Origin of the sequence: Neobacillus solisequens, from assembly GCF_051233465.1 — a bacterium.
In the GTDB taxonomy this organism is placed as follows: domain Bacteria; phylum Bacillota; class Bacilli; order Bacillales; family Cytobacillaceae; genus Neobacillus.
In genome coordinates, this window is record NZ_JBKFGJ010000002.1 from 60,516 (window position 1) to 86,531 (window position 26,016).

A 26,016-nucleotide genomic window follows, 5' to 3' on the forward strand; every position below is an offset into this window, starting at 1 on the left:
ATGGAATTAAGTGAATTATGGTTTGTTTTGATTGCAGTAGTCTTTATTGGTTTTTTCTTCCTTGAGGGTTTTGATTTTGGAGTTGGAATGTCCACACGCTTATTGGCACGAAGTCAAGGTGAACGAACAGTCATGGTCAATACGATTGGACCATTTTGGGATGCCAATGAAGTGTGGTTGCTGACTGGAGGGGGTGCCATCTTTGCGGCATTTCCAAATTGGTATGCAACGATGTTCAGTGGTTATTATCTCCCTTTGTTAGCCGTATTGCTTTGCCTTATTGGTCGTGGAGTATCATTTGAGTTCCGTAGAAAAGTGAAAAATACGAAGTGGACAAATACCTGGGATTGGGTGATTTTTGTTAGCAGTCTGCTTCCGCCATTCTTACTTGGAGTATTATTTACCAGTATGCTAAAAGGTATGCCAATTCATAAAGATATGAATATGAATGCTGGATTCACAGATTTTATTAATTTGTACTCCATTTGGGGTGGAGTGACTGTCACGCTGTTATGCTTTCTGCATGGACTGTTTTTCCTTACACTTAAAACGGATGGAGAAATCAGGCAAAGAGCCAACCATTTGGCAAAGAAAGTGACACTGGCTGTATTAGGAGCTTTAGCTGTTTTCGCGGTATTATCATGGTTTATGACGGATATTTTTGATGAGCATCTCATCCCGGAGATAGTACTTGTTGTTCTTATTGTTTTGTCTTATGTATTTGCCTATTTGTTTATTACCCAAAAACGCGAGGCGTTGGCCTTTACGATGTCCGGATTGGGCTTAGCGTTTACAGTTTGTGTGATCTTTGCAGGTCTATTCCCACGGGTAATGATCAGTTCCATTAATAAAGCCTTCGATTTAACGGTGTACAATGCATCCAGCGGAGGTTATTCGCTAAAGATCATGACAATTGTAGCGTTAACCATTCTGCCATTTGTATTGGGATACACGATTTGGAGCTACTACATTTTCCGTAAACGCGTTACGGATAAGGAGCATCTAACTTACTAATGAATAAAGATATGTTCACTTACAAAGGCGCAAAAACCTATATGACAAAATTGGTCTTGTTCACTACCTTCCAAAGTGGATTTATCATAATCCAGGCATATTGCTTGTCAGCTGCAATCTCCTCTCTTTTCAGAGGAGATTTATTTCATGATGTGATTAAATTTTTAGCAGCATTCCTATTGGCACTCATGCTTCGCCAACTAATTACCATCTGGAAAAAGAGAATGGCTTTTCATTTTGCTGCCAGTACGGGAGAAATTTTGCGGAAGTCTTTACTACAAAAAATATTTCAGTTGGGACCCCGGTTTGTAAAAAATGAGGGTTCTGGCCAAACTGTAACTTTGGTAATGGAAGGTATTGTGAAGTTTCGACGCTATCTGGAAATCATCTATATCAAGTCCATCAACATGCTGCTTATTCCTATGGCGATAGTCCTGTTTATCTTATTTGAAAATCTTCGTTCAGCTATCGTCTTAATTTTGGCAATGCCCATACTCATTATTTTTATGATTCTTCTTGGGTTGGCAGCTAAATCTAAAGCTGATAAACAATTTGATTCTTATCAAGCTTTATCCAATTATTTCGTCGACTCCTTAAGAGGGGTGGAGACATTAAAATATTTAGGTTTAAGTAAAGCCCATATTGATCGAATTGCCTTGGTAAGCGAACGGTATCGCAGCGCAACAATGGCTGTATTGAAGGTTGCATTCTTATCCTCATTTGCTCTAGATTTCTTTACGATGCTCTCAATTGCTACCGTGGCAGTATTTCTGGGGATCGGACTAATAGATGGTTCGATTGGGTTGCAATCGGCTTTGACTATTTTGATTTTGGCCCCTGAATATTTTCTGCCTGTAAGAGAATTGGGGGCTGATTATCATGCAACCCTTGATGGAAAAAATGCAGAATCTAAGATTAAGGAGATTTTAAGCTACCCATCATTATCGCCAAAAGAGTCAGCCGAAATATCATGGCAGCCCAATAGTGCTTTTTCTGCCACTGGTATTTGTTATCAATTTCCTGATCATCCGGGGACTGGCTTAAAAGATCTTAATTTTACCATTTCTGGAGCAAAAAAAATTGGAATTATCGGAGCGAGTGGTGCAGGGAAATCAACCTTTATTGATTTGCTTAGCGGATTTCTTCCACATTCGTTGGGCAATTTTCAGCTAAATGGACAAAGTATAGCCACGCTCACTGATGAAAGTTGGCAAAATCAAATTACTTATATTCCACAACATCCTTATATTTTCAATGATACTATCATGAATAATATTCGTTTTTATCAGCCTAGTGCTACTGATGTTGAAGTAGAAATAGCCACTCAAAAAGCGGGATTGCTAGATGTGATTGAGGGTTTACCGGAACGATTTCATACGGTCATTGGTGAGGGCGGGCGGGCTCTAAGTGGAGGACAGGAACAGCGTATTGCCATTGCACGTGCTTATTTAAGTAAAAGACCCATTGTTATGCTCGATGAACCAACGGCCCATTTAGATATTGAAACGGAAGCGGAAATAAAGGCAGCCATGTTGGAATTATTTCAGGGAAAATTGGTGTTTTTAGCTACCCACCGTTTGCATTGGATGACGGATATGGATGAAATCTTTGTTTTGAATCAAGGAGAAATAGTTGAAAAAGGTTCCCATGAACAACTCATGTCATTACAATCAATCTATTATAAATTTGTTTTAGGTCAGGAAGGAGAATAAAAAGTGGGAAATGAAAATTGGATTCTGCCTTATATTCGTCAATACCGCCATTTTTTTATTGTTTCCATTCTCCTTGGGGCGCTAACCATTGCATGCGGTGGGGCGCTGATGTTTACATCAGGGTACCTCATATCAAAAGCTGCAACCCAACCTGAATCCATTTTAATGGTGTATGTCCCAATTGTAGGTGTACGTACTTTTGGGATTGGAAGGGCTGTTCTAAGTTATGTTGAAAGACTTTCTGGCCATTCTCTTATCTTGAAAATTCTATCAAACATGAGGGTAAAGCTTTATAAAATGATTGAGCCGCAGGCACTTCTTATACATCAAAGATTTCGTACCGGGGACATTCTCGGTTTGCTGGCAAATGATATCGAACATCTACAGGACTTCTATCTTAAAACCATTTTTCCATCAGTCGTTTCTTTGGTGATCTATGTCATGATGATGATTAGTATCGGTATTTTCTCTGTACCATTTGCGATTCTATTAGCAGTCTTAGTCGGCTTGCTACTTTTTGTTGGACCTGCTATTTCTTTATTGGTCACCAAAGCAAGAAATGAACGGTTAAAAAGGGGGAGGCATGAGCTTTATTATAAGTTTACAGATGCCGTATTTGGAATTAGTGATTGGATCTTTAGCAGGAATTATCAAAACTTCATCTCTGATTATGAAAATAAAGAACAACAGCTCTATAAAATAGAAGTAAAAAAGCAGATATTTGTCAATTGGCGGGATTGTTTAAATCAACTGGTTTTAGGAATTGTAGTGGTTCTGGTGATGGCCTGGGCAAATGGGTTAACTGTTAGAGGAGAAGCACCGGCCACTTTTATCGCCGCCTTTTGCTTAGCTATATTTTCTTTGCTAGAATCATTTTTACCAATTTCTGGAGTAGTTAGTGAGACTACAAGTTATCAAGAATCATTAAGGCGGCTAACCGAGATTGAACCGACCGATTCTCCCATAATCAACACAACAGTAGAGAAAATGACCATGCCTGTAACGGTTCAACTTAACAAAGTCAGTTTTGGATATTTACAGGAAGACCATTTATTAAAAGAGGTTAGTCTAACCATTCAGCCAGGAGAGAAGTTGGCGATTCTTGGGAGAAGCGGATCAGGGAAATCCACGCTGCTTCATCTTATTCAAGGAGCTCTTGCACCGACAAGTGGTCAAGTCCTATTAAATGAACGAGATGCTTTCACCTTAGCAAATGATATGTCTAGCATTATTAGCGTCCTAAACCAGAAGGCTTACCTTTTTCATACCTCTGTCATGAATAATATTCGCTTGGGGAATCCCAATTCCTCAGACGAAGAGGTTTTTCGCGTTTGCAAGCTGGTTCAATTGGATGACATGATTCGCAATTTACCGAATGGATATGAAACCAATATGCAAGAGACTGGCCAACGCTTTTCAGGAGGAGAACGACAAAGAATTGCCTTAGCGAGAATTCTCTTGCAAAATACGCCAATTGTGTTATTGGACGAACCAACTGTTGGTCTTGATCCAATCACAGAAAATCAATTATTAACAACCATTTTTTCAACATTGAAAGATAAAACCATTATCTGGGTAACCCACCATTTAATTGGAGTTGAACAAATGGACCGGGTTCTTTTTCTAGAAAAAGGTGCCATCACCATGGTTGGCAGTCACGAACAGCTTCTTAATAAGGAACAAAGATACCGTAACCTTTATCAATTGGATAACCCTTTTAGGTAAGGGTTACGAAATTCCTTTGCTGATTTTTTAAAATGAGAGTAAAATAGAATGTGAACCTTTTTTAAGGAGCTATTATTCTATGAAATTAATCATTGCTGAAAAACCGGATCAAGGCTCAACCCTTGCATCCATCTTTAAACATAGGAAACAAAACGGCTTTATTGAAATTTTCCCAAATGAGGTATTTTCAAAGGGGGCTTATGTGACTTGGGCAATCGGTCATATATGCCAATTGGTTCAGCCGGAAAAATATCAACCGGAGTGGAAACGTTGGTCCTTGGATAACTTGCCAATCATTCCTTCGCATTTTGAGTACGAAGTGACAAGAGATAAGGCGAAACAATTTTCAGTCATCAAAAAATTAGTATCACACCCACAGGTTACGGAAATTATCCATGCAGGAGATGCCGGACGCGAGGGGGAGCTGATCATTCGAAATATTTTGCGGCTAACGAATTGCCGTAAGCCGATGAAAAGATTATGGATTTCCTCTTTGACACCAAACGCGATTCGCGAAGGTTTTCAAAGGCTGCTAAATGAAGACGAGACTAGGAGCCTTTATTTTGAAGCCTACACAAGGGCGTGTGCCGATTGGGTGGTGGGAATGAATGCTTCTAGATTGTATAGCTTGCTTCTCAAGCAACGGGGGTTTTCCGACGTTTTTTCAGTAGGTCGGGTGCAAACACCGACATTAGCTCTGATCGTCAAACGCGAGCTCGAAATTGAAAACTTTAAAGCGGAACCATTTTGGGAGGTCAAAGCTCATTTTAACATCAATGGAAAGAAATATAATGGAAAGTGGCAAAATGATGGTGAAACCCGAGTAAAGACAAAGGAAATGGCTGATAAGATAGCAACTTTCTGTCGGGAGAAACCAGCGGAGGTTAGTGAGGTAAATTGTGAACGCAAAGAATTTCTTCCGCCACTTCTCTATAATTTATCAGCACTTCAAGCAGAGGCAAACAAACGTTATAAATTTTCACCGAAAAAAACCTTGGACGTCTTGCAAGGACTCTATCAAAAAGGAAATGTCTCCTATCCTCGTTCTGATTCTCGTTATGTAACAAAAGAAGAAGCCAATAATTTCCCCGATATTCTAAATAAAATAAGTCATATCAAAGACTATGAACCCTATTTTCCTTTGCCGTATGCTTCGATCGCTGACAACAAAAGATATGTAAATGAAAAGAAGGTTACAGACCACTATGCCATCATTCCTACTGAACAAATTCCGAATGTAGAAAAGTTAAGCCTGGATGAACGGAAACTTTATGATTTGATTGTAAAAAGTTTAATTGCGGCTCATTACAATAAGTCTATTGCCGAGTACACAACGATTACCACACTTGTTGATGGAAGAGCTACGTTTATTTCTAAAGGAAAAGTTCAGATTGATGAGGGTTGGAGAAAGGTAATACACTCCAAAGATCAGGATGAAGAGCAGAACCTTCCTGCTTTAACAAAAGGAGAGCAAGGGAAGACGATAAAAGTTGAAGTCATTGAAAGTCAAACGCAACCACCAAAGCGATATACAGAAGGTCAATTAATTACGCTTATGAAAACCGCTGGAAAGCATTTGAATGATAAAGAAATGGAGAAGATATTGTCCAAAACAGAAGGGTTAGGTACAGAGGCAACCAGAGCGGGTATCATTACTATGTTAAAGGATCGCTCCTATATTGACGTGAAAAAGAACTTAGTTTATGCAACCGCTAAAGCCAGAATCTTAATCGAAGCAATTGGGAAGGAAATCCTCGCTTCGCCGGAAATGACGGCAAAATGGGAGGAGAAGCTGAAGGAAATTTCTGAAGGTACTGCTTCCCCAAAAAACTTTATGGAACAAACTAAAAAAATGGTGTTTCATCTGATTTCTTCTAGTAAGGAACAAGTGACAAGTTGGACTTTTTCTGAAGAAGTCAGTAGTAATTTTACTCCTGGTAAACGAAAAACGAAACAAAAAACATTGACCAAGCTCGGACCCTGTAAAAAATGTGATGGATCGATTGTCGATAAGGGCAGCTTTTATGGCTGCAACAACTATCAGAAGAATAAATGCGACTTTACTATATCAAAACAAATTCTTGGTAAAAACATCACGCAGAAAAATATAAAATTGCTCCTATCTGATGGAAAAACAGAACTGATCGAAGGTTTTACCAAAAAGGATAAAAGCTTCAATGCAAGACTGACCATTGACGCAGAAGATCATACTGTAAAATTCCTGTTTGAATAAAGTAGTCGATAAATCATAGAAAAAAGGTAGGAAACTTTGCGAATTCATCTACATTCATTTGTAGATGTTTTTTTATTAATTAGCTCTATTAAACTTGTGTGTTGATTTCCGCTCCAGGCACTTCGCTTTCCGTGGGCGTTTCGGCGAGCCTCCTCGGCTCTGCGCCTGCGGGGTCTCCCCAGAACCGTACTCCCACAGGAGTCTTCGTGCCTTCCTCTCCAATCAACAGTGTCATTTAACACAGCCTATTAATTAGCAGAAATTTTCCCTTTGTTTATTATTCTAATAAATCCAATCATTACTCTGCATATAACCATTTTTAATACAATGCTAATAAAAGAGTGATACCAAGTCCAACCCTTTTTCCAAGTAATTAATTTTGTATATCTAGCTGCAAATGTTTCTACTAGAACCTGCGGTAAGGCAAAAGGGAAGATTTTTAAACATATGCCAAATGGTCCACTGTTAAGTGTCCACTGATTATAATATAGAACCATTAGGGGATAGAGGATAAAATCAAAGGGAAGGTGAATTTTATATCGTTGGAATAGCTTTTCTGGATATTTTAGGTATCCCTTTGAAACTAAATAAAAATCTGCAAAGTAATTACCAATGGCACTTACAAGGTAAACGATAATCCAATCCTTAAAAGATCGTTTAACGATTGCGAAGGGTAATAAAGCTAATCCAGTAGCCGTTATGATTAATAAGGAAAGATAAGGAAGTCTTTTTTTGTTCATTTTTTCACCTCTCATATAATATTTTCTAAATGAAAACTTTTATGTAAAAGCATTGATTCATTTTTGTAAGAAAATACAGAATTATCTAAAGGCAAGTAAGGTAGAAAAAAATATTTTTTAAGGATACTAGGTCAGTCATTCCGCACGATATTTTAAACCGTATGGGGGAGCCCTTTTTTACTACTAAAGAGAACGGGACTGGACTAGGAATCATGATCTCCAAACAAATTATCGAAACCCATAACGGAAGTGTTCATTTCTGGAGTGACGAGATGGGCACAATTATTGAAGTGATCATCCCAATAACATCAAGGTCATTTACATGATTGAGCGATACGATGCTTACTAGTTTTTAAAATAAAAACCCTCAAGAGAGGGTTTTTTTCTAACCTAAATTGTTTTCATCAGTAGTATTAGCCATTTTCGCATTGGGATCAACAGTATTTGCACCGTAATCTGGAACGTGGCTTGCGTGTTCCTCGTGATATTTCGATCCCGAACCTTGTTTATACTTACCGATTTGAGATTGATTATTCATCCCTACTTGCTTTCCTGTCATCTTTTTCACCTCATCATTTCCTTGAAAAATGGTCCCTTGCTATTTTTAGAACGATTAATAAAAGGAGGTGAGCTAAATCATAAGCTCATCTCCCTTAAAACTAACGACGATGTTCAACAAGGTCTATTACGCCTAATACTACGTGTGCTAAACCAAACCCAAAAACGGTATTTGCAATCATCTTATTCGAACCGCGTTTTTGTTTTAATGCGAAGCCGGTTGCAGTAACAGCTGTCCCTAAAGCAGTTGGTATTAAACCTTCACGAATATTATTCATCGCCATATCCCCCTACATCGCAGTTAGTGGTGTGATCACCATCCCTATTTTTCACCTTATTGGGATAAATATGCTTCAAATTAAAAGTTCCATATGGGATAAGGACTCATTTATTCTAATCATAAGATTGAAATTAACTTGTTTGAAAATGAAATGTACTAATATAATGACGAGGTGTCCCATAGCACAGTATTTGATTAAATGAAGGATAATCCGATTCAAAATGAATCATAATATTGGCATCAAGTAAATGTGGATTTTGAAAGAAGAAACCCCAGTCACCATATATGATAGCGGTGATAGCAAGCCTTAGTTCACGTTGAAAGATTATATACCGTTTTTTAGCCGTTTGTTCATTAAATTCCCCGCCACTTACATAAACTTTTCCTTGTAAGAAATATTGATTGTTTTGTAAAATAATTTCTGCTAAAAACTCATCACGTATATTTTTATTAATGGTAGACATATCGTACTGAAAACCAATACTCAAATACAACTCACCGGTACGATCTGAATGTGTCAATGTATATTTGCGGCCTTGAATAGGTATTAAATTAGAAGTATATGGCATAGTCTTTATTTTTAATTTATTGGGATTAAATTCAACAATAGGGAACACTCCTTCCAAAAAAACAAAATAAAGAAATACTGAATAAAAGGTTTTCCAATATGCATGAAAAAAATCCTCTTTTCAAATGATATTCATAGAAGGAGGTGATATTCATGCGTATTCTGCAAAAGATCGCTTTAGCTTTAGTTATAATTGGTGCTATAAACTGGGGATTAATTGGCTTTTTTAAGTTTGATTTAGTAGCTGCCATCTTTGGAGGGCAGGGCTCCTTCTTAGCAAGAATAATCTATAGTCTTGTGGGGATTAGTGGTTTAATTTGTACAAGTATTTTAGTTACACCTTTTGGGCAGGAAAAGGCTGACCAAGTGAATAGACAAGGAAATAGAAATGCTAATTATGCGACTGAATTTAGTGAAGAGACAGATTTATCGGAGTATAAAAAAGAAAAATAGCCAATGATCAGGAAGATTTTACTCTTCCTGATCATTCATTTTTGTATACCCTTCATCCACTCTCCATAATTTCCCCGGCCAAAATGCATATCGGCCTAGGACAGTTGTGATGGCAGGTACTAGTAATGGCCTAACGACAAATGTATCTAGGATGACACCAATAGCCGTTACAATACCAAACTGCAGTAGCACTTGAATTGGTAAAGTAGCTAAGACTGCAAATGTCCCAGCAAGAATTAGCCCTGCAGATGTAATCACACTGCTAGTTTCATTTACCCCAAGTGAAATGGCCTGTTTATGAGGATGGGTTTCTTTGTATTTCCAAATACTTGATATCATAAAAATATTATAATCTTCTCCTAGAGCCACAAGGAAAACGAATGAATACAGTGGAATCAATCCTTGTATAGCAGGGATATTCAAACCGTAATGAATAAGCAGCCATCCAGCTCCAAGGGCAGAAACATAAGAAAGTAGTACGGTTAGAATTAAATAAACCATTGCAACTATCGATCGTAAATATAGTAGAAGTAGCAAAGAGATAATCGCTATTACAATTGGTACTATCACTTTATAATCGTTGGTTGTTACTTTTTTTGTATCAAATAGGGTAGATGTTTCCCCACCAATCCAGTAGTGATCCTTAGGATTTATTCCCGCTTCCTTTAAAGTTGCAGAGACTTGTTTTGAGATTTTAGGAATCAGGTTAACCGATTTTGTTTCGTAGGGATCATATTTTAGAAATATCTCAAAGGATAGGTATTCTTGATTCTTAGTTCCCTTAGTTGACTCGGAAACCTGTGAGACATATGATAAATTGCTTAGTTTTTGTTTAAAATCTATATTTTTTCCGTCTGTCTTGACTATAATCCGAACGGGAGCCAATTCACCAGGTGAGAAATGTTTTGCCATAATTTCAAAGCCTTCTCTGGATGGCATATTAGCAGGAAATGACTCGATTAAGTTTTGAGTATACTGAATACGCGGTGTAAAGGAAGCTAATATTCCTAAAATCACAACACTTGAGATGATAACAGTCCAAGGCCTTACGGTGACCCATCTTCCCAGAACTTTCCCAAAACGACCATGCACTTCTCTTCTTTTCAGTTTCCTCCCTTTTCTTTCTTCCAATTCAAGAATCATTTTTTCTGTTCTTGGAATAAATGGGTAGAAAGAAACCCTTCCAATAATAGCCAGCAGAGCAGGGAGAAGGGTTAAGGCAACAATTCCCATTATAAGGATGGCTAAACTAAAAGGTGTTGCAAATCTTTGATAGGAACCAAAATCTGCAAAATAAAGTGCAAAAAGGCTGAGAACTACTGTTATGGCACTTATGAAGATCGCTCCGCCAGTGTGGTGTATCGCACGTTGAAGGGCTTTATATTTATCTGTTTCTTCAAGCAGGACTTCTCGGTATTTAGAAATTAAGAATAAACAATAATCGGTTCCTGCTCCAAAAAGTAACACAGTCATGATTGAAATAGCTTGTGAGTCAATAATGATAATATCATTTTTTGCCAGGAAACCTAATATTGGACTTATAGCTCCATAAGCAAATCCTACCCCAATTAATGGGACAATTGCTAATACAGGTGAACGGTATAACAAAATTAACAAAATAAGCACCAAAGCTACAGTTGAAATCAACAGAGTAACATCCGCTTTACTAAATAGTTTGGTAGCATCTGTGGCAATGCCTACAGGACCCGAAAAGCGAACATGCAACCCTTTATGATGCAAATCTTCATCAAAAATTGATTTTGATTGAAATGTTACCAACTTAGCTTTTAATATTTTTAGATCTGAACTTAGGTCATCAGTACTCGCATTTTTTTTCATAAAAATGGGTGTAATGATCGTTGTATGATCTTCTGATGACAGCCCTTTAAGTGCAACCAATGGCATATTTGATAGTGGAGGTATGTTACTTTGTTCAGTTAAAGGGGTTCTTTGCAGATGTTGATATAATTTTGAAACTACCTGATAATCCTGGTCAGTTAATCCTTCAGCTCTGTACCAAACTAGTAGCAATGGAGTACCATTATTATTTGGAAATTGTTCTGCAACTATTTTTGCAGCACGCATAGACATAGCACTTTTTGGTAAATTTGCTGCACTATTATCAGCTAATTTATTGACACTTGGGAATGTGGAAGAAAGAATACCTACAAGTACAATCCAAATTCCAACTGTTACCCATCTTCCCCTTCTACTTATAATGGCTCTTATCAATAAAGACAAAGAATTTTTCAACACTTTCTCCATCTCCCCCTTCATACAAATTACTACGATGTAAATTAATTATATATACTGGTCAGTTAATTATCAATCTATTTATTACTATATATGGTAAAATAATAAATAACAATTGAAGTGGTACATTGGATATTAAATAAACCATTACTTTTTAATAAGGAGCATGTTTTTTATGGAGCAAAATTATAGTAGACCAATTGGGAGGCCAAAAGCGAATGAAACCGAGGTTCCAACAAGTGATTTAATCCTGCAAGTTGCTACGAAACTTTTCCTAGAGTTTGGGTATCAAAAGGTCTCAATTGATGAAGTTGCTAAAGAAGCTGGGATGACGAAGGCTACCGTATATTATTATTACAATTCTAAAGCAGAACTTTATAAAGAGGCGATGGTAGCGCTAATGGGAAGAGTTCAACAAATCATATTAAAAAAAATGGAAGAAAATAAGTCTTTATATGAAAGGTTGATGGATATCACAATCGCACATTTGAAAGCAACTACCTCTGTTGATTTGGAAGGATTCATGAGAGAAACTAAGACTTCACTTACAGAAGAACAGGTGCTTGAAATGAAATTAGCAGAGGAAAAGATGTTTGCGAGTATTGAACAGGGATTTAAAAAGGCAATAGACACTGGAGAAATTCCAAACATAAATACAAAGTTCGCTGCACACGCATATATAGCTTTAATTAAGGTTGGAAATTACAAAAATTCTTATGGTATGCCCATTTTCCAATCCATACAGGAAACGGCAGAAAGCCTTCTTCTTGTTTTTTGGAGGGGGTTTTTCGGAGAGCCTATTCCTTCGACACTCTAAAATAGGATATTAAGAACTAGGATCATAATCAGGAGATATTCTTCCTGATTATTTTGTTTTACTATAAGAAAATGGATCATCACCTGAAATTATTTTGAATTATTGGGCAAAAAATCAGCAAGACATGGTTCATTTTTAAAAAAATTCCATAATATGATGCAAACCTTAGTGATAAGTAAAAAATGGTCTCTTGCTGGAGGTTAATCAATGAAAAAAGAAAAAATGATGGCAGACCAATTACAATGTATGTTTTTAGAAGGTAAACTAAATGGATTTAAAGAATCATATATAAATGTCATAACAAGAAAGTTAAGAACAGGTAAGGTATCTATAATTGAATTAATGCAAGAAGATCCTATTCTTAAAGAAAAGATCCAAGAAGCTTTAGTTCTAATTGAATCTGAAATTTTAATTTAAAACAATCATTGAAGGGTTGCATTGCAACTCTTTTTATTTTGCTCTAATCAATATTAAAATTAGATTAGCTGCTTTGATGTCGTAAATGTTACAAAGGATGATATACAAATTTTAATTTAGGATTTGAGTAAAAAATCCAACGCCCCTAAAATATTTTTTGGGGAATTGGTTAAATTATGAACTGCGGAAACAAAACAAAAAGAGGAATAAATATGAATACTCAATACTTGGCACCACATGAAACATATGAACTTCATGAATTGTTAACTTTCAAAAATATTTGTCTAACGAAGTCTGCCACTATGAGTGGATTAGTTCAAGATCCACAATTAAAAAGCATTTTAGAACAAGACGTAACAAAAACTAAAGAGCAAGTTCAACGTATACAAGAATTTATGACAAATCGGGGTGCTCAATAATGGCAGGATTTATGCAAAATATGGCTGGTATGGGTGCTATGTCAGATCAAGTTATTGCAACTGACTTCTTAATTGCATCCAAAACAGGTGTGAAAAATATAGCAATGGCTATTACAGAAACATCAACGCCAGAAGTGAGGCAGACATTAAAACAATATTTAATGGATGCGGTTGATACTCATGAACAAATATTTAAGTATATGGTCGATAAAGGATATTATCACCCAAACAACCTAGCTGAGCAATTGAATGTGGATATTACTGCCTCACAAACAGCGATGAATCTATCTCAACAATAAAAATTAAAGCCTCTATTAAATAGGGGCCTTTTATGTCTAAGCATAAAATCAAAAAAACTCAAATGAAAAAATGAATGAGAGTGGGACTTATATGTATTTCTACAAAGAAGATTTAATCAACGTTATTGTACCTGATAAACCAGACCCTTCAGCAGCAAAAGTGCTTCAAGAAACTCTAGGTGGTCGATTTGGTGAAATGAGAACTATGATGCAGTTTTTCTTTCAAAGTTCGGATTTCCGGGGGAATCAGAAGAAATACCGTGATTTAATAAGGGGAGTTTTCCTTGAAGAAATTAGTCATGTTGAATTAGTACAAACAACTATTAATCAGCTATTAAACGGATCCGGAGAAGATGCAGTTGGTGCCGCAGGCGAAACAGGTGCTTCACTTGAAGAAGCCATTAAGCACGCAAATCCACACCATTTTATCATGGGAGCACAAAGTTCACTCCCTGTAGATGCCGCCGGAAACCCTTGGAACGGGAACTATGTTTATAGTCATGGTAACTTAATTAGTGATTTGTTAGATAATGTGGTTTTAGAATCCACTGGAGTTCTCCAAAAAACCCGAATCTATGAAATGAGTTCGAATAAGACATTTAGGGAAACCCTTGCTTTCTTAATTGTTCGAGACAATGCACATCAAAATGCTTTTGCTAAAGCTTTAGAAACACTTGGAGTGGATTGGGCCAAAATTTTCCCTATACCCAATTATGATATCAATAAGTATCCTGAATGTCGTAAATATGTTGAAATGGGATTTCATAACGCGCAATTTAATTTTAGATTAGATAATACTCTTATAGGTGAAATATTTAATGGTGAATCCCCAAGTAGAAACAGTGGGGAATTAAGAGTCTCTCCTCCACCTGAGGGGTTCCCAGTCCCACAACTTCCAGAAATGCCAAATGAACATAGTCCCGGGTTATCTGATTTAAATGCTTAATGGAGTCCTATTTAGGGCACTTATTTAATTCTTTATGTTGTTAGATTCGGAAAAGTAATTTTTAATTTGTTACGGTGTTGGAAATACTATAGATGTGCTTAGAGAAGGGTGGCACGGTAAATGAATAACTTTTCATATATGTTAAGGAGGGCAACAATGGGAATATTAAGTGGTAATCCAAAAGAAGAACCATTACATTACGGTGAGGTTTTTGATCTTTGGTCTTCAGTGCTAGCAGGTAATGGAATGATAGCAGGTTATCAAACCATGATGAACCATGCTGGTGACGAGGATCTAAAGAAATTATTAATGGAGGCTATTGAAACTTGTCAGCAGGAAAAAAAACAGGTAGAAGTATTATTAAAGGAAAATGGTATTGGCTTACCTCCTGCTTCTCCTGAACCCCCAGAAGCTTGTTTAGAAGATATCCCAGTTGGTGCTAGAGTACCGGATCCAGCCATTGCTGCTACACTCTCAGCAGATCTTGCTGCAGGATTGGTTCTTAGCAGCCAAATAATCGGAAAATCAATTCGAGAAGATATAGCTATGATGTTTGTTCAAATCCATAATCAAAAAGCCGCATTAGGGGCAAAAGTACTTCGTTTAAATAAAGAGAAGGGCTGGCTCATACCGCCACCGTTACACCTCAATAAAAAGGGTGACTGTTAACTGAATAACTTGAAATTTACAAAGAGGCTGTCTTTAGATAAGACAATCTCTTTTTTTGTAAATATGGAAATATGTTTATGGACATGTAGCAAGCGCTATTTTCATAAAATGTACAAGTTGACCTAAATTTATGAAGGTGATGTATTTGAGTATTACCATATTAATGAGTTACATATTATTGGGATTTACATTAGCAGCACCCATTGGTCCTGTAAATTCTGCACGGTTGGATAAAGGGATCAAGAATGGGTTCTTGCATGCTTGGATTGTTGGAGTAGGCTCGATGATAGCTGATGGGATATTTATGTTGATGGTATATCTAGGAATGGTTCAATTTTTAGGTGTTCCAATTGTACAAATTTTTTTATGGTTATCCGGAGGTTTTATCCTAATTTACTCGGGTATTGAAAGTATTAAAAATGCAAATAAGATTTCCTTAACCTATACACGAGCGAAGGATTCATTACTTAAATGTTTTTTTACAGGTTTTATTTTATCGATTTCCAGTCCTTTATCTATTCTCTTTTGGCTAGGGATTTATGGATCTGTTTTAGCAAAAACCGCCCAAACGAATGGAACAGAGTCCCTTTTGATTTATAGCAGTATGATATTCCTTGGTCTAACTTTTTGGGATATTTTTGTTGCAGCTCTCACTACAGGTTTTAGGAAGCTATTAAATCTAAAAACCCTAATTACGATATCGATTGTGTCTGGAGCGTCCTTAATTGCTTTTGGAATATACTTTGGTTATCAGGGGATACAAGCCCTTTAATAAAGGATCCATCTGGAAATTAGTAAACATTATTTAAATATTTTCTTTAAAAGGTACAACAATAATAAATGTAAATGGATAAGGCACTCCATCCTGAGTGTCTATTTTGCCTCAAAAATAAGATCTAATTTTTAACGGTGAATGTATTTCGAATAAGCTGTAGGGTTAAATGAAAGTAGGTAAAAGTAATGAGTACATGTGAGTTATGCAGACGAAGTGAGGTTGAAATAACAATTCATCACCTCCTTCCAAAAGAAATGGGAGGAACATTTGGTGCAATTGCTGAACTGTGTATTCCATGTCATAAACAAATTCACGCACTATATACTAATGAAGAAATTTCTGCGCGCTTGACAACAGTAAAAGAACTAAGAGAAGATCAACAACTGCAGAGTTTTATAAAATGGATACGAAAACAACCTGCCACTAAGTTAATGAAAATTAACAAATCAAATAATCGAAAACACAATAGGTGGTAACTTGTTTCTGTTAAAAATAACAAGAATGATCATCTATCTATTAGCTGAATTTTTCTAAAGTGACAAAGTGCCTTGTCACCTTATTTTTTCTATAGTAAACTTTTATTGATTTTATTTTTTTGGAGGGTATGGGATGCCAACACCGAGTATGGAAGATTATATCGAACAAATATATATATTAATTGAAGAAAAAGGATACGCCCGGGTTTCTGATATTGCGGAAGCGCTATCTGTTCATCCCTCCTCAGTGACAAAAATGGTTCAAAAACTCGATAAAGATGAGTATTTAGTCTATGAAAAGTATCGAGGTCTTGTGTTAACATCAAAAGGGAAAAAAATCGGTAAAAGGTTAGTGTTTCGGCATGATTTGCTGGAACAATTCTTAAAGATAATTGGTGTGAAGGATGAAAATATCTACACAGACGTTGAAGGGATCGAGCATCATTTAAGCTGGGATGCCATCGATCGAATCGTAGACCTTGTTCAGTTCTTTGAAGATGATACCTCACGTATTGAAGCATTAAAAGAAATCCAAAAACAAAATGAACATGAATAAACTCGTTTACTTTAGAGACTCCACGGAACGTGCAATAGCGTAACCGCGGAGTTCTTTTTTTTGAAAGCTCTAATTTAAAATAAATTGGGGTAGTGTTCAAATGATGAATCGTTTAACGGCATTAAGGTTGGGGCTCCATCGATTCCTTCAATGGATTGAACCCCTTGCAGCTCCCCATTTTCAGTCTCTATAAGTGCTTTTTGATAGGAAATGACCCGTCCCCCGGATGTGACAAAGTTAATAATTTCACCGAAATGATTTCGATGTAAAGCTACAATCGTTTCCAAAATTGTTTCCTCCATTATGATAAGTATTCCTTATATTTTGTCAGGATTAACCAAATAATAAACCATCGAGATGAAAAAACTCGCCATTTAGGCGAGCTGCTATCCCCAAATAAATGGGGTTTCTTGGTATACATAATAGTTAAGCCAGTTGGAAAAGAATAAATGTCCATGGGAACGCCAGCGATTGATTGGCGGTTGAGTAGGATCATTATTAGGAAAATAGTTTTCCGGCATATGAATCTCCAAGCCTTTATTTAAATCCCTCTCATATTCCTGTGCCAAACTATCTGCTTCATATTCTAAATGACCAGTTATCATCACATGCTTACGATCTCTGGAAGATATTAATAAAGCACCAGCTTCTTCAGATGCGGCTAACAATTTCAAGTGTGGATGACTTTTAATGGCCTCAATAGAAACATCTGTATAACGGGAATGTGGTGCATAAAACTGATCATCAAATCCACGCAACAAAATATCGTTTTGTTCAAATACACGATGTGGATAGATACCAGAACATTTTCGAGATAATTCGAACTTTCCGATTCCAAAATGATAGAAAAGTGCAGCCTGTGCCCCCCAGCAAATATGTAATGTCGAGGTTACATTAGTATTGGTCCAATCCATAATCTCCTTTAATTCAGACCAATATTTTACCTGCTCGAATTCCAATAATTCCACTGGAGCACCGGTAATAATCATCCCGTCAAATTTGTGATTCTTCACTTGATCAAAGGTCGTATAAAATTGCTCAAGATGTTGTTTACTAGTATGTGTTGACTCATACGAAATGGTTTTAAGGAACCTTACATTAACCTGTAACGGGCTGTTTCCTAACAATCTTAATAATTGCGTTTCGGCTTTTTCCTTCTCAGGCATTAAATTCAAGATCAAAATATTTAATGGCCTGATGTCCTGGCTGGTTGCTCGATCATCGTCCATGATAAAAACGTTTTCCTGTTCTAATACTTCCCGTGCAGGCAGAAGTTTTGGAATATTAATAGGCAAGCGATCATCCCCTTTCAATTTTTGAATGCTAAATTCATTAATACAACGTCATAACACGAAAAGTCAACAATATTTTAAAAATTCAATAATAATATTATAAACATTATTACAAGTTCAGAAAAGATAATAATTTTTTTATATTTTTAACTCGGAATGGTACGCCTCCTTTGTTACAATTAAAGTTAGAGAGTTATTATTTCAGAATGCGGGGGAATATTTTGCTAATGAAGACATCAGTTAAGTCAGATATTGAAATTGCTCAAGCATCAAAAATGAAACCTATCGTTGAAATCGCCAAAAACATTGGTTTGGATGAGGACGATATTGAATCTTTTGGGAAATATAAAGCGAAGCTATCGAACGAAGCACTGGCAAAAATAAAAACAAATAAAAGCGGAAAAATTATTTTAGTAACAGCAATCAGCCCTACTCCTGCAGGTGAGGGGAAGTCAACCGTTACAGTCGGACTGGGAGATGCCTTCAACCGAATTGGAAAAAAAGCCATGATTGCCATGCGTGAGCCTTCTTTAGGACCAACGATGGGGATAAAGGGTGGTGCAACGGGAGGCGGCTATTCACAAGTATTGCCAATGGAAGATATTAATCTCCATTTCACAGGTGATCTCCATGCCATTACTGCGGCAAATAATGCACTTGCAGCTTTACTCGATAACCATCTTCAGCAAGGAAATGAACTTAATATCGATCAACGCAGGATTGTATGGAAACGAGCTGTTGATTTAAATGATCGTGCGCTAAGAAAGGTAATCATCGGCCTCGGGGGACCATTACAAGGCGTTCCAAGAGAAGATGGTTTTGATATTACCGTAGCCTCTGAGATAATGGCAGTTTTATGTTTAGCAACGGATATCAAAGATTTAAAACTGCGTTTGTCCCGTATCGTTGTTGCCTATAACTATAATAAGGAGCCTGTAACAGTAGGTGATTTAGGGGTTGAAGGGGCATTAACGTTACTATTAAAAGATGCGATTAAGCCAAATCTCGTTCAAACGATTGAACATACTCCTGCCCTGATTCACGGCGGACCGTTTGCCAATATTGCACACGGCTGTAATAGTGTGATAGCCACCCTTGCTGCTTCAAAATTGGCTGACTATGTGATTACTGAAGCGGGGTTTGGTGCAGATTTGGGGGCTGAGAAATTTTTACATATTAAGTCCCGGAGTGCTGGTATAAAACCGGAGGCTGTTGTCGTTGTGGCTACCATCCGGGCGTTGAAAATGCATGGCGGTGTTCCTAAAACTGAACTGGCTAAGGAGAACATCCAAGCATTGACCCTTGGATTTGCTAATCTTCAAAGGCATATTGAAACGATTAAAAGTTTTGGTCTTCCTGTCGTCGTTGCCATTAATAAATTTATAACGGATACCGATCTTGAGGTAAAGACCTTATTAGAATGGTGCCAGCGAGAAAATGTTTCCGTTGCTTTGACAGAAGTTTGGGAAAAAGGCGGCGAAGGCGGAATAGAATTGGCTAATAAGCTATTAGAAATCATTGAAAAAGGCGAAAATAAATTTCAACCACTTTATGAATTATCAGATTCGTTGGAAGATAAAGTGAGGACGATTGTTCAAAAAGTCTATGGTGGAAAAGATGTGGAGTTTTCACCTAAAGCCAAGAAACAGTTACTTGATTTTGAAAAATTTGACTGGTCCCATTTGGCCATTTGTATGGCAAAAACCCAGTACTCTTTATCAGATGATCCTTCAAAACTTGGCAGACCATCTGACTTTACCATCACAATTAGAGAATTTAAGCCTTCTATTGGTGCCGGATTTATTGTTGCCTTAACAGGTGAGGTTATGACCATGCCAGGACTACCTAAGAGGCCGGCTGCCTTAAATATGGATGTTGATGAAAATGGAAATGCGGTAGGACTATTCTAGTTAGCAGAAATCGGCTATTTCGCCGATTTCTTTTATTTGGAGGTGCTTTATGTTTGATCCAACTGCTTTTGATAATATGAAAGTCGTCATTGAAGGAGCCCTTTATGATTTTGATATGCAGGGAACCATCGTTATTACTGATCGAAATGATTGGCACAATTTAGCGAAAATGGCGCGTTTGTTTTCCGTCAGCTTTTCTCTGCCTAATAGCAAAATGGAAGCGAAGATGGAGCTAGAAACTGGTATCTTAAATTTAGCTGCAGAACTTCTGCCTGATACAGTAGCGGAAAAGAATGCTGGCTGTTTTGTTCGCCTGCAATTCACCATGGAACTCGAAGATAATATCGAAAATTTCCAAACGGTTGAGGTAATTTTAAAAAAAGTCTGGGGAGAAACAAGGATTATGAAACAAACTGTAGAATATAATCCCTTAGGCAAGCAGCCAATAGTAAAAAATAGGATAATGATCGATTTTGATAGACTGATCAAGGAAGAACAAATGGAAGACTTGGTGGAAATGACCGAATTCATGGTCATCACTCTTCAACAGTTGCAAAATTTCCTGGACGGTCAATGATTAGGAGGACCAAGATGTCAATTTATCAGTTTCGAGCAAAAACAATTGATGGAAACGAAGTATCATTGAAGGAATTTGAAGGTAAAGTTTTATTAATTGTAAACACAGCAAGTAAATGCGGATTCACACCTCAATATAAAGATCTGCAAGGACTTTATGAAACATACAAAGATAAGGGCTTGACTGTCTTGGGATTTCCATGCAACCAATTCATGAGCCAAGAACCCGGAGAGGAAGCGGAAATTAAATCATTCTGTGAAACAAACTACGGGGTGACATTTCCCATGTTTGCAAAAGTAGATGTAAATGGCGTCTATACTCATCCGTTATTTGACTATCTCAAGAAACAAACACCTGGATTGCTTGGCATGAGTATGGTGAAATGGAATTTTACTAAGTTTCTTGTGGATTCTAAAGGAAATGTTGTAAAGAGATACTCTCCAAATACTAAGCCAAGTGAACTGACTAAAGATATTGAAGCCTTACTGTAGAATATCGGCGGTGGAGATGGTTGTTTTTACGATAAAAATTAAGGGGAGGATGTAATTGGCAAAAACGGCTTGGGTAACTGACAGTACGGCATTTTTGGATGAAGAATTGAAAAATCATCCAGACCTTTACTCAGTTCCTCTTTCTGTCATCCTTGATGGTGAATCCTACGCTGATGGGATTGAGTTGACACCGGAGCAGCTTTTTGAACGACTAAAACAGGTAAAATCACCGCCAAAGACGTCCCAGCCTTCTGTAGGTGCATTCCAAGCATTATACGAACAATTATCAAAAGACTACGATCAAATCGTTGCTGTGCTGCTCTCAGGGAAATTAAGCGGAACTGTCTCATCCAGTGAGCAGGCTGCAAAATTAGTTGAGATTCCGGTTGTCACTTTTGACTCGAATATCTTAACCATGCCAATGGCTGCATTATTAAAAAAGGGAATGGAATTACTAGAAGCCGGTAACAGCCTTAACTCCGTGATCGAAACATTAACTGCGTATCGAGACACCAACGAGACTTACGTCCTTGTGGGAAGTCTCGAGCAACTTCATCGCGGCGGAAGATTAACTGGCTTGCAATTTTTTCTTGGCAGTATGTTGAATGTGAAACCGATTATAGCTTTTGATCAAGGTGCCCTATTTGTAAAGGAAAAAGTCCGCAGTGAGAAAAAGGCGAAGGAAAAAATTCTTGATTACTTTAAGCAATCCTATGGAAAACATCATTTTAAAGAGGTTTATATTTTATATGGATTGCATCAGGAACAGGCAAAAGAATGGCAACAGGAACTGCAGGCTGAATATCCGGAGTTACAGGTTTCAACATCACCATTAGGAGCTGTGATCGGAGTGCATGCCGGAGAAAACACATTGGGTATTAGTTGGTTTAATAATTTGACTTAATTTAAGAGGTGTCCACGGTTTATCCCGTGGGCTTTTTTTTGACTTCATGATAAAATAGCTAGGATAAAGGCAGGTGCTATGAAGTGAAAGATCACATCATTAAACAAACAGAAGAATTTGTCCGTCATGAATTGAGTGAAGATTCGACTGGACATGATTGGTACCATGTTGACAGAGTCAGACGAAATGCTTTACATATATGCAAAGAGGAACAAGCTGGAGACCCGTTTATCGTGGAAATGGCGGCCCTCCTTCATGATATCCCAGATGAAAAAATCAATGAAAGTATTGAAAAAGGCGAGCAAAAACTTGAGAACTTTTTACAATCAATATCACTAACTGCTGGTGAAAAAAGTCAAATTAAGCAAATCATCTCAACGATTTCATTCAAAGGAGGTAATTTCGCAAAATTAGAATCCATTGAAGCAGAAATCGTCCAGGATGCCGATCGGTTGGATGCAATTGGCGCTATTGGAATAGCCCGTGCATTTGCGTATGGAGGTAAAAAGGGACAGCCTATTTATAACCCCGAAATAAAAGTAAGAGAGGGAATGACTCTAGAAGAATATCGAAAAGGGAAATCGACGAGCATTCATCATTTTTATGAAAAACTGTTAAAATTAAAGGATCTTTTAAACACGGATAGTGCTAAAAAAATGGCACGAAGCAAACAGCAAATGATGCAACTCTTTTTAAACCAATTTTTTCAAGAATGGAATGGTAAGTAGTCATGAAAATGCTCACAGTCGAAAATGTATCGAAAACATATGGAGAGAAACAATTGTTTGATCATATTGGATTTACAATTGGCGAAAAAGAGCGGGTCGGCTTGATTGGGGTTAATGGAACAGGTAAATCTTCATTATTGAAAATTGTCGCCGGTTTAGACCAGTCTGATGATGGTCAAATTATTGCCGGAAAAGATTACTCTATTACCTACTTAAATCAACAACCGGATTTTGATACAGACAGAACAATCCTTGAACAGGTGTTTCATGGTGATGCACCGATCTTAAAGTTGATGCGCGAATATGAAAATACTTTAATAAAGTTGAATTCTGCTCCGAACGATAGCAAAGTTCAAGAGGATTTATTCCGTATGCAAAAACAAATGGATGCTCTGGATGCCTGGGATGTCAGCACCAATGCTAAGTCCATTTTAACGAAACTCGGGATTGAGGATTTTACGCAAAAGGTTGGTCAGCTCTCCGGCGGTCAAAAGAAACGTGTAGCATTAGCACAGGTATTAATAGCCGAACCGGATTTATTAATTTTGGATGAACCGACAAACCATCTTGATTTCGAAGCCGTGAAGTGGCTGGAGGAATATTTGACCCGGTATAAAGGTTCCATTCTATTAGTAACACATGACCGTTATTTTTTGGATCGGGTGACAAACCGGATTTTTGAATTGGATGGCGGCAATCTCTTCAGCTATCAGGGAAACTATGCGGCCTTTCTGGAGGCCAAAGCTATTCGTGAGGAAAACGAAGCGGCTACCTATGAAAAACGAAAAAATCTTTTTAGGCGTGAACTGGAATGGATAAGACGCGGCGCCAAAGCGCGGACAACGAAACAAAAGGCAAGAATTCAACGCTTTGAGGAGTTGGATGAAAAAGTATCCGGAGGCCGTTCTACTACTGAAAAAATGGATATCTCATTATCGGGAAGCCGTCTAGGCAAGCAGGTCTTTGAATTAAAAGATGCTTCCAAGAGATATGATGCGAAAATCATCCTCAGTCATTTTGACTTGCTCGTAAAGCCTGGTGACAGAATCGGAATAATCGGGAAAAATGGTACAGGAAAATCTACATTGTTAAACATTCTCGCTAAACGAATGCCGCTTGATGAGGGCGAATTTAACATGGGACAAACGGTTAAAATCGCTTATTACACGCAAGAAGGCGAGGATATGGATGAAAACAAGCGGATGATTGAGTATATTAAGGAAACAGCGCAAATTGTGGAAACATCAGATGGTAAATCAATTTCAGCTGCCCAAATGCTTGAACGGTTTCTTTTTCCGTCCTTTACTCACGGAACGCCAATTCGCAAGCTTTCTGGCGGTGAAAAGCGCCGTTTGTACCTGTTGAAAATCCTGATGACAGCACCCAATGTGCTATTATTGGACGAACCGACCAATGATCTTGATACACAGACACTAACGGTTCTCGAAGATTATTTAGACGAATTCCCAGGAGTTGTCATTACCGTTTCCCACGATCGGTACTTCTTAGATAAAGTGGTTGAGCAATTATTAGTGTTGCAAGGCGAAGGAAAAATAGATTCGTTTTATGGAAATTATAGTGAGTTTCTAGAAAAAGAGTCACTGAAGGAAGCCCCAAAAAACGTGACAGTATCAGTTTCAGTACCAAAAGCTCCTGAAAAAGAAAAGAAGAAAAGAATGAGCTATAAGGAGAAGAAAGAATGGAGCGAAATGGATGAAGTCATCGCCAATACCGAAGCGAAATTGGAAGAAGTTACAGCGGAAATGGCTACAGCAGGCAGTGATTTTACAAAATTGCAGGAATTGATGAAGCAAGAGAGGGAATTAAACGAAAAACTGGAATATTTAATTGAACGGTGGTCTTATTTGGCCGAGTTGGCTGAGAATGAATAAAGAGAGTGTGCCGGATGGCGCACTCTTTTATTGGTATTTCAACTTATATAATATAGCATTTGAACAAACAGGTAATACGAGTATCATAAAACGAGGCTTTTCACATGAATGAACCATCGCCAATATGTTAAACTTGTAAATGAGAAAGCACATAAATAGGTGATAACATGAAAATGAAATCGATCGAACCTACCCCAAGTCCAAATACGATGAAAATCAATCTGGATCAGGAGCTTCCGATGGGGAAGAGTCATAATTATAAGAAAGAAACATCAGCAGATGCCCCTCCGGTCATTCAATCTATTCTTCAGATTGAAGGTATTAAAGGAGTGTATCATGTCGCAGATTTCCTGGCCGTTGAGCGGAACGCCAAATATGATTGGAAAGAGATTCTACCAAAGGTCCGACAGGCATTTGGAGAAAAAGCACAAGAGGCACCCGATCATAATAAAGTTAATGAACATTACGGTGAGATAAAAGTCGAGGTCCAAATATTTAAAGACATTCCTCTTCAAGTGAAATTGACTGATGGAACATCGGAAAAACGCTTTGGAATGCCAGAAGAATTTTTAAAGGCTAGGGAAAGGGCGCAGCTTCCAGAGGACAACTATATCTTACTTCGAAAGTGGAAAAATCAAGGAGTCAGATATGGTGAAATGGACCAAATCGGAATTGAAATTGTAGAGGAATTGATTGCAGCCTATCCGCTTGAAAGACTAGAAGAGTTAGTACAGAAAGCCCAAACAACGGAATCGTTTAACCAAATAAAACCAATGAAGAAACGCATCAAAATTTCAGCAGAAGATTTAAGCAATCCTGAATGGCAAAGCCGTTATCGTCTACTTGAGCAAATGGACGATCCGGAATTGACTGATCTGCCAATTTTAGAAAAGGCCTTAGCGGATGAAAAACCGTCCATTCGGCGCCTTGCCACCGTGTACTTAGGCATGATTGAGGATCAAGATGTTTTGCCTCTTCTATATAAGGCATTAAGAGACAAATCTGTTACAGTCCGTCGAACAGCAGGGGATTGCTTGTCCGATTTAGGATTTCCTGAAGCAATACCTGAAATGTCTAAAGCTCTCAAAGACTCCAGTAAGTTGGTTCGATGGCGTGCTGCGATGTTTTTATATGAGGTCGGTGATGAACGAGCCCTTCCTGCTTTAAAAGCAGCAGAAAATGATCCTGAATTTGAGGTTAGTTTGCAAGTGAAAATGGCAATTGAGCGAATTGCGGGTGGAGAAGAAGCCAAAGGGTCGGTCTGGAAGCAAATGACCGAAGCCAGACAAAGGGAAGAGTAATTTTGCAAAAA

Annotated in this window: 29 protein-coding genes; 22 read left to right on the top strand and 7 right to left on the bottom strand. The window is 37.6% G+C overall.

What is annotated here, in order from left to right:
* From cydB to ACI3K6_RS00735, 4 genes are all read left to right on the top strand, one after another.
* Entirely contained in the window at window positions 1-1,014 is a 1,014-nt protein-coding gene (gene cydB, locus ACI3K6_RS00720; RefSeq protein ID WP_435553296.1) for a cytochrome d ubiquinol oxidase subunit II, read from the top strand.
* Window positions 1,014-2,726 carry a thiol reductant ABC exporter subunit CydD gene (gene cydD / locus ACI3K6_RS00725; RefSeq protein WP_435553297.1) on the top strand — a complete coding sequence of 571 codons (1,713 nt, stop codon included), beginning with the start codon at window positions 1,014-1,016 and terminating at the stop codon, window positions 2,724-2,726. Before cydB ends, cydD begins: the two co-directional genes overlap by 1 nt.
* A 3-nt stretch (window positions 2,727-2,729) precedes the next feature.
* Window positions 2,730-4,451: a thiol reductant ABC exporter subunit CydC gene (gene cydC / locus ACI3K6_RS00730; protein ID WP_435553298.1), complete on the top strand. Its 1,722-nt coding sequence runs from the start codon at window positions 2,730-2,732 to the stop codon at window positions 4,449-4,451.
* 79 nt (window positions 4,452-4,530) lie between these two features.
* Window positions 4,531-6,684 (top strand): DNA topoisomerase III, encoded by a 2,154-nt coding sequence (locus tag ACI3K6_RS00735; protein ID WP_435553299.1) that lies wholly within the window; start codon window positions 4,531-4,533, stop codon window positions 6,682-6,684.
* A gap of 248 nt (window positions 6,685-6,932) precedes the next feature.
* Here ACI3K6_RS00735 and ACI3K6_RS00740 read toward each other — a convergent pair whose 3' ends face one another.
* Window positions 6,933-7,424 (bottom strand): CBO0543 family protein, encoded by a 492-nt coding sequence (locus ACI3K6_RS00740; RefSeq protein ID WP_435553300.1) that lies wholly within the window; start codon window positions 7,422-7,424, stop codon window positions 6,933-6,935.
* 110 nt (window positions 7,425-7,534) lie between these two features.
* On the opposite strand from ACI3K6_RS00740, the gene ACI3K6_RS00745 reads away from it, so the two are divergent.
* Complete coding sequence (locus ACI3K6_RS00745) at window positions 7,535-7,750, top strand: ATP-binding protein (RefSeq protein ID WP_435553847.1); 216 nt, start codon at window positions 7,535-7,537, stop codon at window positions 7,748-7,750.
* Between the two features lie 59 nt (window positions 7,751-7,809).
* Here ACI3K6_RS00745 and ACI3K6_RS00750 read toward each other — a convergent pair whose 3' ends face one another.
* The 3 genes from ACI3K6_RS00750 to ACI3K6_RS00760 form a co-directional block, all read right to left on the bottom strand.
* Window positions 7,810-7,983 carry a hypothetical protein gene (locus ACI3K6_RS00750; RefSeq protein WP_335479958.1) on the bottom strand — a complete coding sequence of 58 codons (174 nt, stop codon included), beginning with the start codon at window positions 7,981-7,983 and terminating at the stop codon, window positions 7,810-7,812.
* Window positions 7,984-8,083: 100 nt separating this feature from the next.
* Window positions 8,084-8,260, bottom strand: a complete 177-nt coding sequence (locus ACI3K6_RS00755) for an asparagine synthase (RefSeq protein ID WP_335480102.1) — start codon at window positions 8,258-8,260, stop codon at window positions 8,084-8,086.
* 133 nt (window positions 8,261-8,393) lie between these two features.
* The gene (locus tag ACI3K6_RS00760; RefSeq protein ID WP_435553301.1) at window positions 8,394-8,879 is read right to left on the bottom strand and encodes a staygreen family protein; all 486 of its coding nucleotides are present in this window, start codon (window positions 8,877-8,879) and stop codon (window positions 8,394-8,396) included.
* Between the two features lie 104 nt (window positions 8,880-8,983).
* Here ACI3K6_RS00760 and ACI3K6_RS00765 point away from each other — a divergent pair, with 104 nt between their 5' ends.
* A complete protein-coding gene (locus ACI3K6_RS00765; RefSeq protein WP_335479960.1) occupies window positions 8,984-9,283 on the top strand; it encodes a DUF378 domain-containing protein in 300 nt (99 codons plus the stop codon).
* An 18-nt stretch (window positions 9,284-9,301) separates the two neighbouring features.
* Here ACI3K6_RS00765 and ACI3K6_RS00770 read toward each other — a convergent pair whose 3' ends face one another.
* Complete coding sequence (locus tag ACI3K6_RS00770) at window positions 9,302-11,539, bottom strand: MMPL family transporter (RefSeq protein ID WP_435553302.1); 2,238 nt, start codon at window positions 11,537-11,539, stop codon at window positions 9,302-9,304.
* A 172-nt stretch (window positions 11,540-11,711) separates the two neighbouring features.
* Between ACI3K6_RS00770 and ACI3K6_RS00775 the strand changes: the two genes are divergently transcribed.
* The 9 genes from ACI3K6_RS00775 to mntR all read left to right on the top strand — a co-directional run bounded on the left by ACI3K6_RS00775 (window position 11,712) and on the right by mntR (window position 16,910).
* On the top strand, window positions 11,712-12,353 hold the full coding sequence (locus ACI3K6_RS00775; protein ID WP_435553303.1) for a TetR/AcrR family transcriptional regulator: 642 nt from the start codon (window positions 11,712-11,714) through the stop codon (window positions 12,351-12,353).
* A 207-nt stretch (window positions 12,354-12,560) separates the two neighbouring features.
* On the top strand, window positions 12,561-12,770 hold the full coding sequence (locus ACI3K6_RS00780; RefSeq protein WP_435553304.1) for a hypothetical protein: 210 nt from the start codon (window positions 12,561-12,563) through the stop codon (window positions 12,768-12,770).
* 212 nt (window positions 12,771-12,982) lie between these two features.
* Window positions 12,983-13,189 carry a DUF892 family protein gene (locus tag ACI3K6_RS00785; protein WP_335479969.1) on the top strand — a complete coding sequence of 69 codons (207 nt, stop codon included), beginning with the start codon at window positions 12,983-12,985 and terminating at the stop codon, window positions 13,187-13,189.
* Window positions 13,189-13,488, top strand: a complete 300-nt coding sequence (locus ACI3K6_RS00790; protein WP_435553305.1) for a spore coat protein — start codon at window positions 13,189-13,191, stop codon at window positions 13,486-13,488. Before ACI3K6_RS00785 ends, ACI3K6_RS00790 begins: the two co-directional genes overlap by 1 nt.
* Before the next feature lie 91 nt (window positions 13,489-13,579).
* Complete coding sequence (locus tag ACI3K6_RS00795) at window positions 13,580-14,434, top strand: manganese catalase family protein (protein WP_435553306.1); 855 nt, start codon at window positions 13,580-13,582, stop codon at window positions 14,432-14,434.
* A 156-nt stretch (window positions 14,435-14,590) separates the two neighbouring features.
* Entirely contained in the window at window positions 14,591-15,103 is a 513-nt protein-coding gene (locus ACI3K6_RS00800) for a DUF3231 family protein (RefSeq protein ID WP_335479975.1), read from the top strand.
* 145 nt (window positions 15,104-15,248) lie between these two features.
* Window positions 15,249-15,875: a LysE family transporter gene (locus tag ACI3K6_RS00805; protein ID WP_435553307.1), complete on the top strand. Its 627-nt coding sequence runs from the start codon at window positions 15,249-15,251 to the stop codon at window positions 15,873-15,875.
* Window positions 15,876-16,063: 188 nt separating this feature from the next.
* Window positions 16,064-16,354: an HNH endonuclease gene (locus tag ACI3K6_RS00810; protein WP_435553308.1), complete on the top strand. Its 291-nt coding sequence runs from the start codon at window positions 16,064-16,066 to the stop codon at window positions 16,352-16,354.
* A gap of 133 nt (window positions 16,355-16,487) precedes the next feature.
* Entirely contained in the window at window positions 16,488-16,910 is a 423-nt protein-coding gene (gene mntR, locus ACI3K6_RS00815) for a transcriptional regulator MntR (RefSeq protein ID WP_335479982.1), read from the top strand.
* Between the two features lie 74 nt (window positions 16,911-16,984).
* Here the strand turns inward: mntR and ACI3K6_RS00820 are convergent, their stop codons facing one another.
* On the bottom strand, window positions 16,985-17,197 hold the full coding sequence (locus ACI3K6_RS00820) for a DUF3892 domain-containing protein (RefSeq protein ID WP_435553309.1): 213 nt from the start codon (window positions 17,195-17,197) through the stop codon (window positions 16,985-16,987).
* Window positions 17,198-17,296: 99 nt separating this feature from the next.
* Window positions 17,297-18,205: a homoserine O-acetyltransferase MetA gene (gene metA / locus ACI3K6_RS00825; RefSeq protein WP_435553310.1), complete on the bottom strand. Its 909-nt coding sequence runs from the start codon at window positions 18,203-18,205 to the stop codon at window positions 17,297-17,299.
* A 224-nt stretch (window positions 18,206-18,429) separates the two neighbouring features.
* Here metA and ACI3K6_RS00830 point away from each other — a divergent pair, with 224 nt between their 5' ends.
* The 7 genes from ACI3K6_RS00830 (at window position 18,430) to ACI3K6_RS00860 (ending at window position 26,005) form a co-directional block, all read left to right on the top strand.
* Window positions 18,430-20,112: a formate--tetrahydrofolate ligase gene (locus ACI3K6_RS00830; RefSeq protein ID WP_435553311.1), complete on the top strand. Its 1,683-nt coding sequence runs from the start codon at window positions 18,430-18,432 to the stop codon at window positions 20,110-20,112.
* Window positions 20,113-20,161: 49 nt separating this feature from the next.
* Window positions 20,162-20,689: a hypothetical protein gene (locus ACI3K6_RS00835; protein ID WP_335479993.1), complete on the top strand. Its 528-nt coding sequence runs from the start codon at window positions 20,162-20,164 to the stop codon at window positions 20,687-20,689.
* 14 nt (window positions 20,690-20,703) lie between these two features.
* Window positions 20,704-21,180: a glutathione peroxidase gene (locus ACI3K6_RS00840; protein WP_435553312.1), complete on the top strand. Its 477-nt coding sequence runs from the start codon at window positions 20,704-20,706 to the stop codon at window positions 21,178-21,180.
* Between the two features lie 55 nt (window positions 21,181-21,235).
* Complete coding sequence (locus ACI3K6_RS00845) at window positions 21,236-22,084, top strand: DegV family protein (RefSeq protein WP_435553313.1); 849 nt, start codon at window positions 21,236-21,238, stop codon at window positions 22,082-22,084.
* A gap of 83 nt (window positions 22,085-22,167) precedes the next feature.
* Window positions 22,168-22,812 (top strand): HD domain-containing protein, encoded by a 645-nt coding sequence (locus tag ACI3K6_RS00850; RefSeq protein ID WP_435553314.1) that lies wholly within the window; start codon window positions 22,168-22,170, stop codon window positions 22,810-22,812.
* Between the two features lie 2 nt (window positions 22,813-22,814).
* Window positions 22,815-24,704 (top strand): ABC-F family ATP-binding cassette domain-containing protein, encoded by a 1,890-nt coding sequence (locus ACI3K6_RS00855; protein WP_435553315.1) that lies wholly within the window; start codon window positions 22,815-22,817, stop codon window positions 24,702-24,704.
* A gap of 167 nt (window positions 24,705-24,871) precedes the next feature.
* Window positions 24,872-26,005 (top strand): conserved virulence factor C family protein, encoded by a 1,134-nt coding sequence (locus ACI3K6_RS00860; RefSeq protein WP_435553316.1) that lies wholly within the window; start codon window positions 24,872-24,874, stop codon window positions 26,003-26,005.
* Window positions 26,006-26,016 lie beyond the last annotated feature (11 nt).

Bases quoted from the DNA above. Each gene is read 5' to 3' on its own strand.
- cydD (WP_435553297.1), top strand. From the start codon at position 1,014: ATGAATAAAGATATGTTCACTTACAAAGGCGCAAAAACCTATATGACA.
- ACI3K6_RS00750 (WP_335479958.1), bottom strand. From the start codon at position 7,983: ATGACAGGAAAGCAAGTAGGGATGAATAATCAATCTCAAATCGGTAAG.
- ACI3K6_RS00785 (WP_335479969.1), top strand. From the start codon at position 12,983: ATGAATACTCAATACTTGGCACCACATGAAACATATGAACTTCATGAA.
- ACI3K6_RS00810 (WP_435553308.1), top strand. From the start codon at position 16,064: ATGAGTACATGTGAGTTATGCAGACGAAGTGAGGTTGAAATAACAATT.
- ACI3K6_RS00855 (WP_435553315.1), top strand. From the start codon at position 22,815: ATGAAAATGCTCACAGTCGAAAATGTATCGAAAACATATGGAGAGAAA.
- ACI3K6_RS00830 (WP_435553311.1), top strand. From the start codon at position 18,430: ATGAAGACATCAGTTAAGTCAGATATTGAAATTGCTCAAGCATCAAAA.
- ACI3K6_RS00775 (WP_435553303.1), top strand. From the start codon at position 11,712: ATGGAGCAAAATTATAGTAGACCAATTGGGAGGCCAAAAGCGAATGAA.
- ACI3K6_RS00735 (WP_435553299.1), top strand. From the start codon at position 4,531: ATGAAATTAATCATTGCTGAAAAACCGGATCAAGGCTCAACCCTTGCA.
- ACI3K6_RS00780 (WP_435553304.1), top strand. From the start codon at position 12,561: ATGAAAAAAGAAAAAATGATGGCAGACCAATTACAATGTATGTTTTTA.
- ACI3K6_RS00795 (WP_435553306.1), top strand. From the start codon at position 13,580: ATGTATTTCTACAAAGAAGATTTAATCAACGTTATTGTACCTGATAAA.
- ACI3K6_RS00840 (WP_435553312.1), top strand. From the start codon at position 20,704: ATGTCAATTTATCAGTTTCGAGCAAAAACAATTGATGGAAACGAAGTA.
- ACI3K6_RS00860 (WP_435553316.1), top strand. From the start codon at position 24,872: ATGAAAATGAAATCGATCGAACCTACCCCAAGTCCAAATACGATGAAA.
- ACI3K6_RS00755 (WP_335480102.1), bottom strand. From the start codon at position 8,260: ATGAATAATATTCGTGAAGGTTTAATACCAACTGCTTTAGGGACAGCT.
- ACI3K6_RS00740 (WP_435553300.1), bottom strand. From the start codon at position 7,424: ATGAACAAAAAAAGACTTCCTTATCTTTCCTTATTAATCATAACGGCT.
- cydB (WP_435553296.1), top strand. From the start codon at position 1: ATGGAATTAAGTGAATTATGGTTTGTTTTGATTGCAGTAGTCTTTATT.
- ACI3K6_RS00790 (WP_435553305.1), top strand. From the start codon at position 13,189: ATGGCAGGATTTATGCAAAATATGGCTGGTATGGGTGCTATGTCAGAT.
- ACI3K6_RS00800 (WP_335479975.1), top strand. From the start codon at position 14,591: ATGGGAATATTAAGTGGTAATCCAAAAGAAGAACCATTACATTACGGT.
- mntR (WP_335479982.1), top strand. From the start codon at position 16,488: ATGCCAACACCGAGTATGGAAGATTATATCGAACAAATATATATATTA.
- ACI3K6_RS00835 (WP_335479993.1), top strand. From the start codon at position 20,162: ATGTTTGATCCAACTGCTTTTGATAATATGAAAGTCGTCATTGAAGGA.
- ACI3K6_RS00765 (WP_335479960.1), top strand. From the start codon at position 8,984: ATGCGTATTCTGCAAAAGATCGCTTTAGCTTTAGTTATAATTGGTGCT.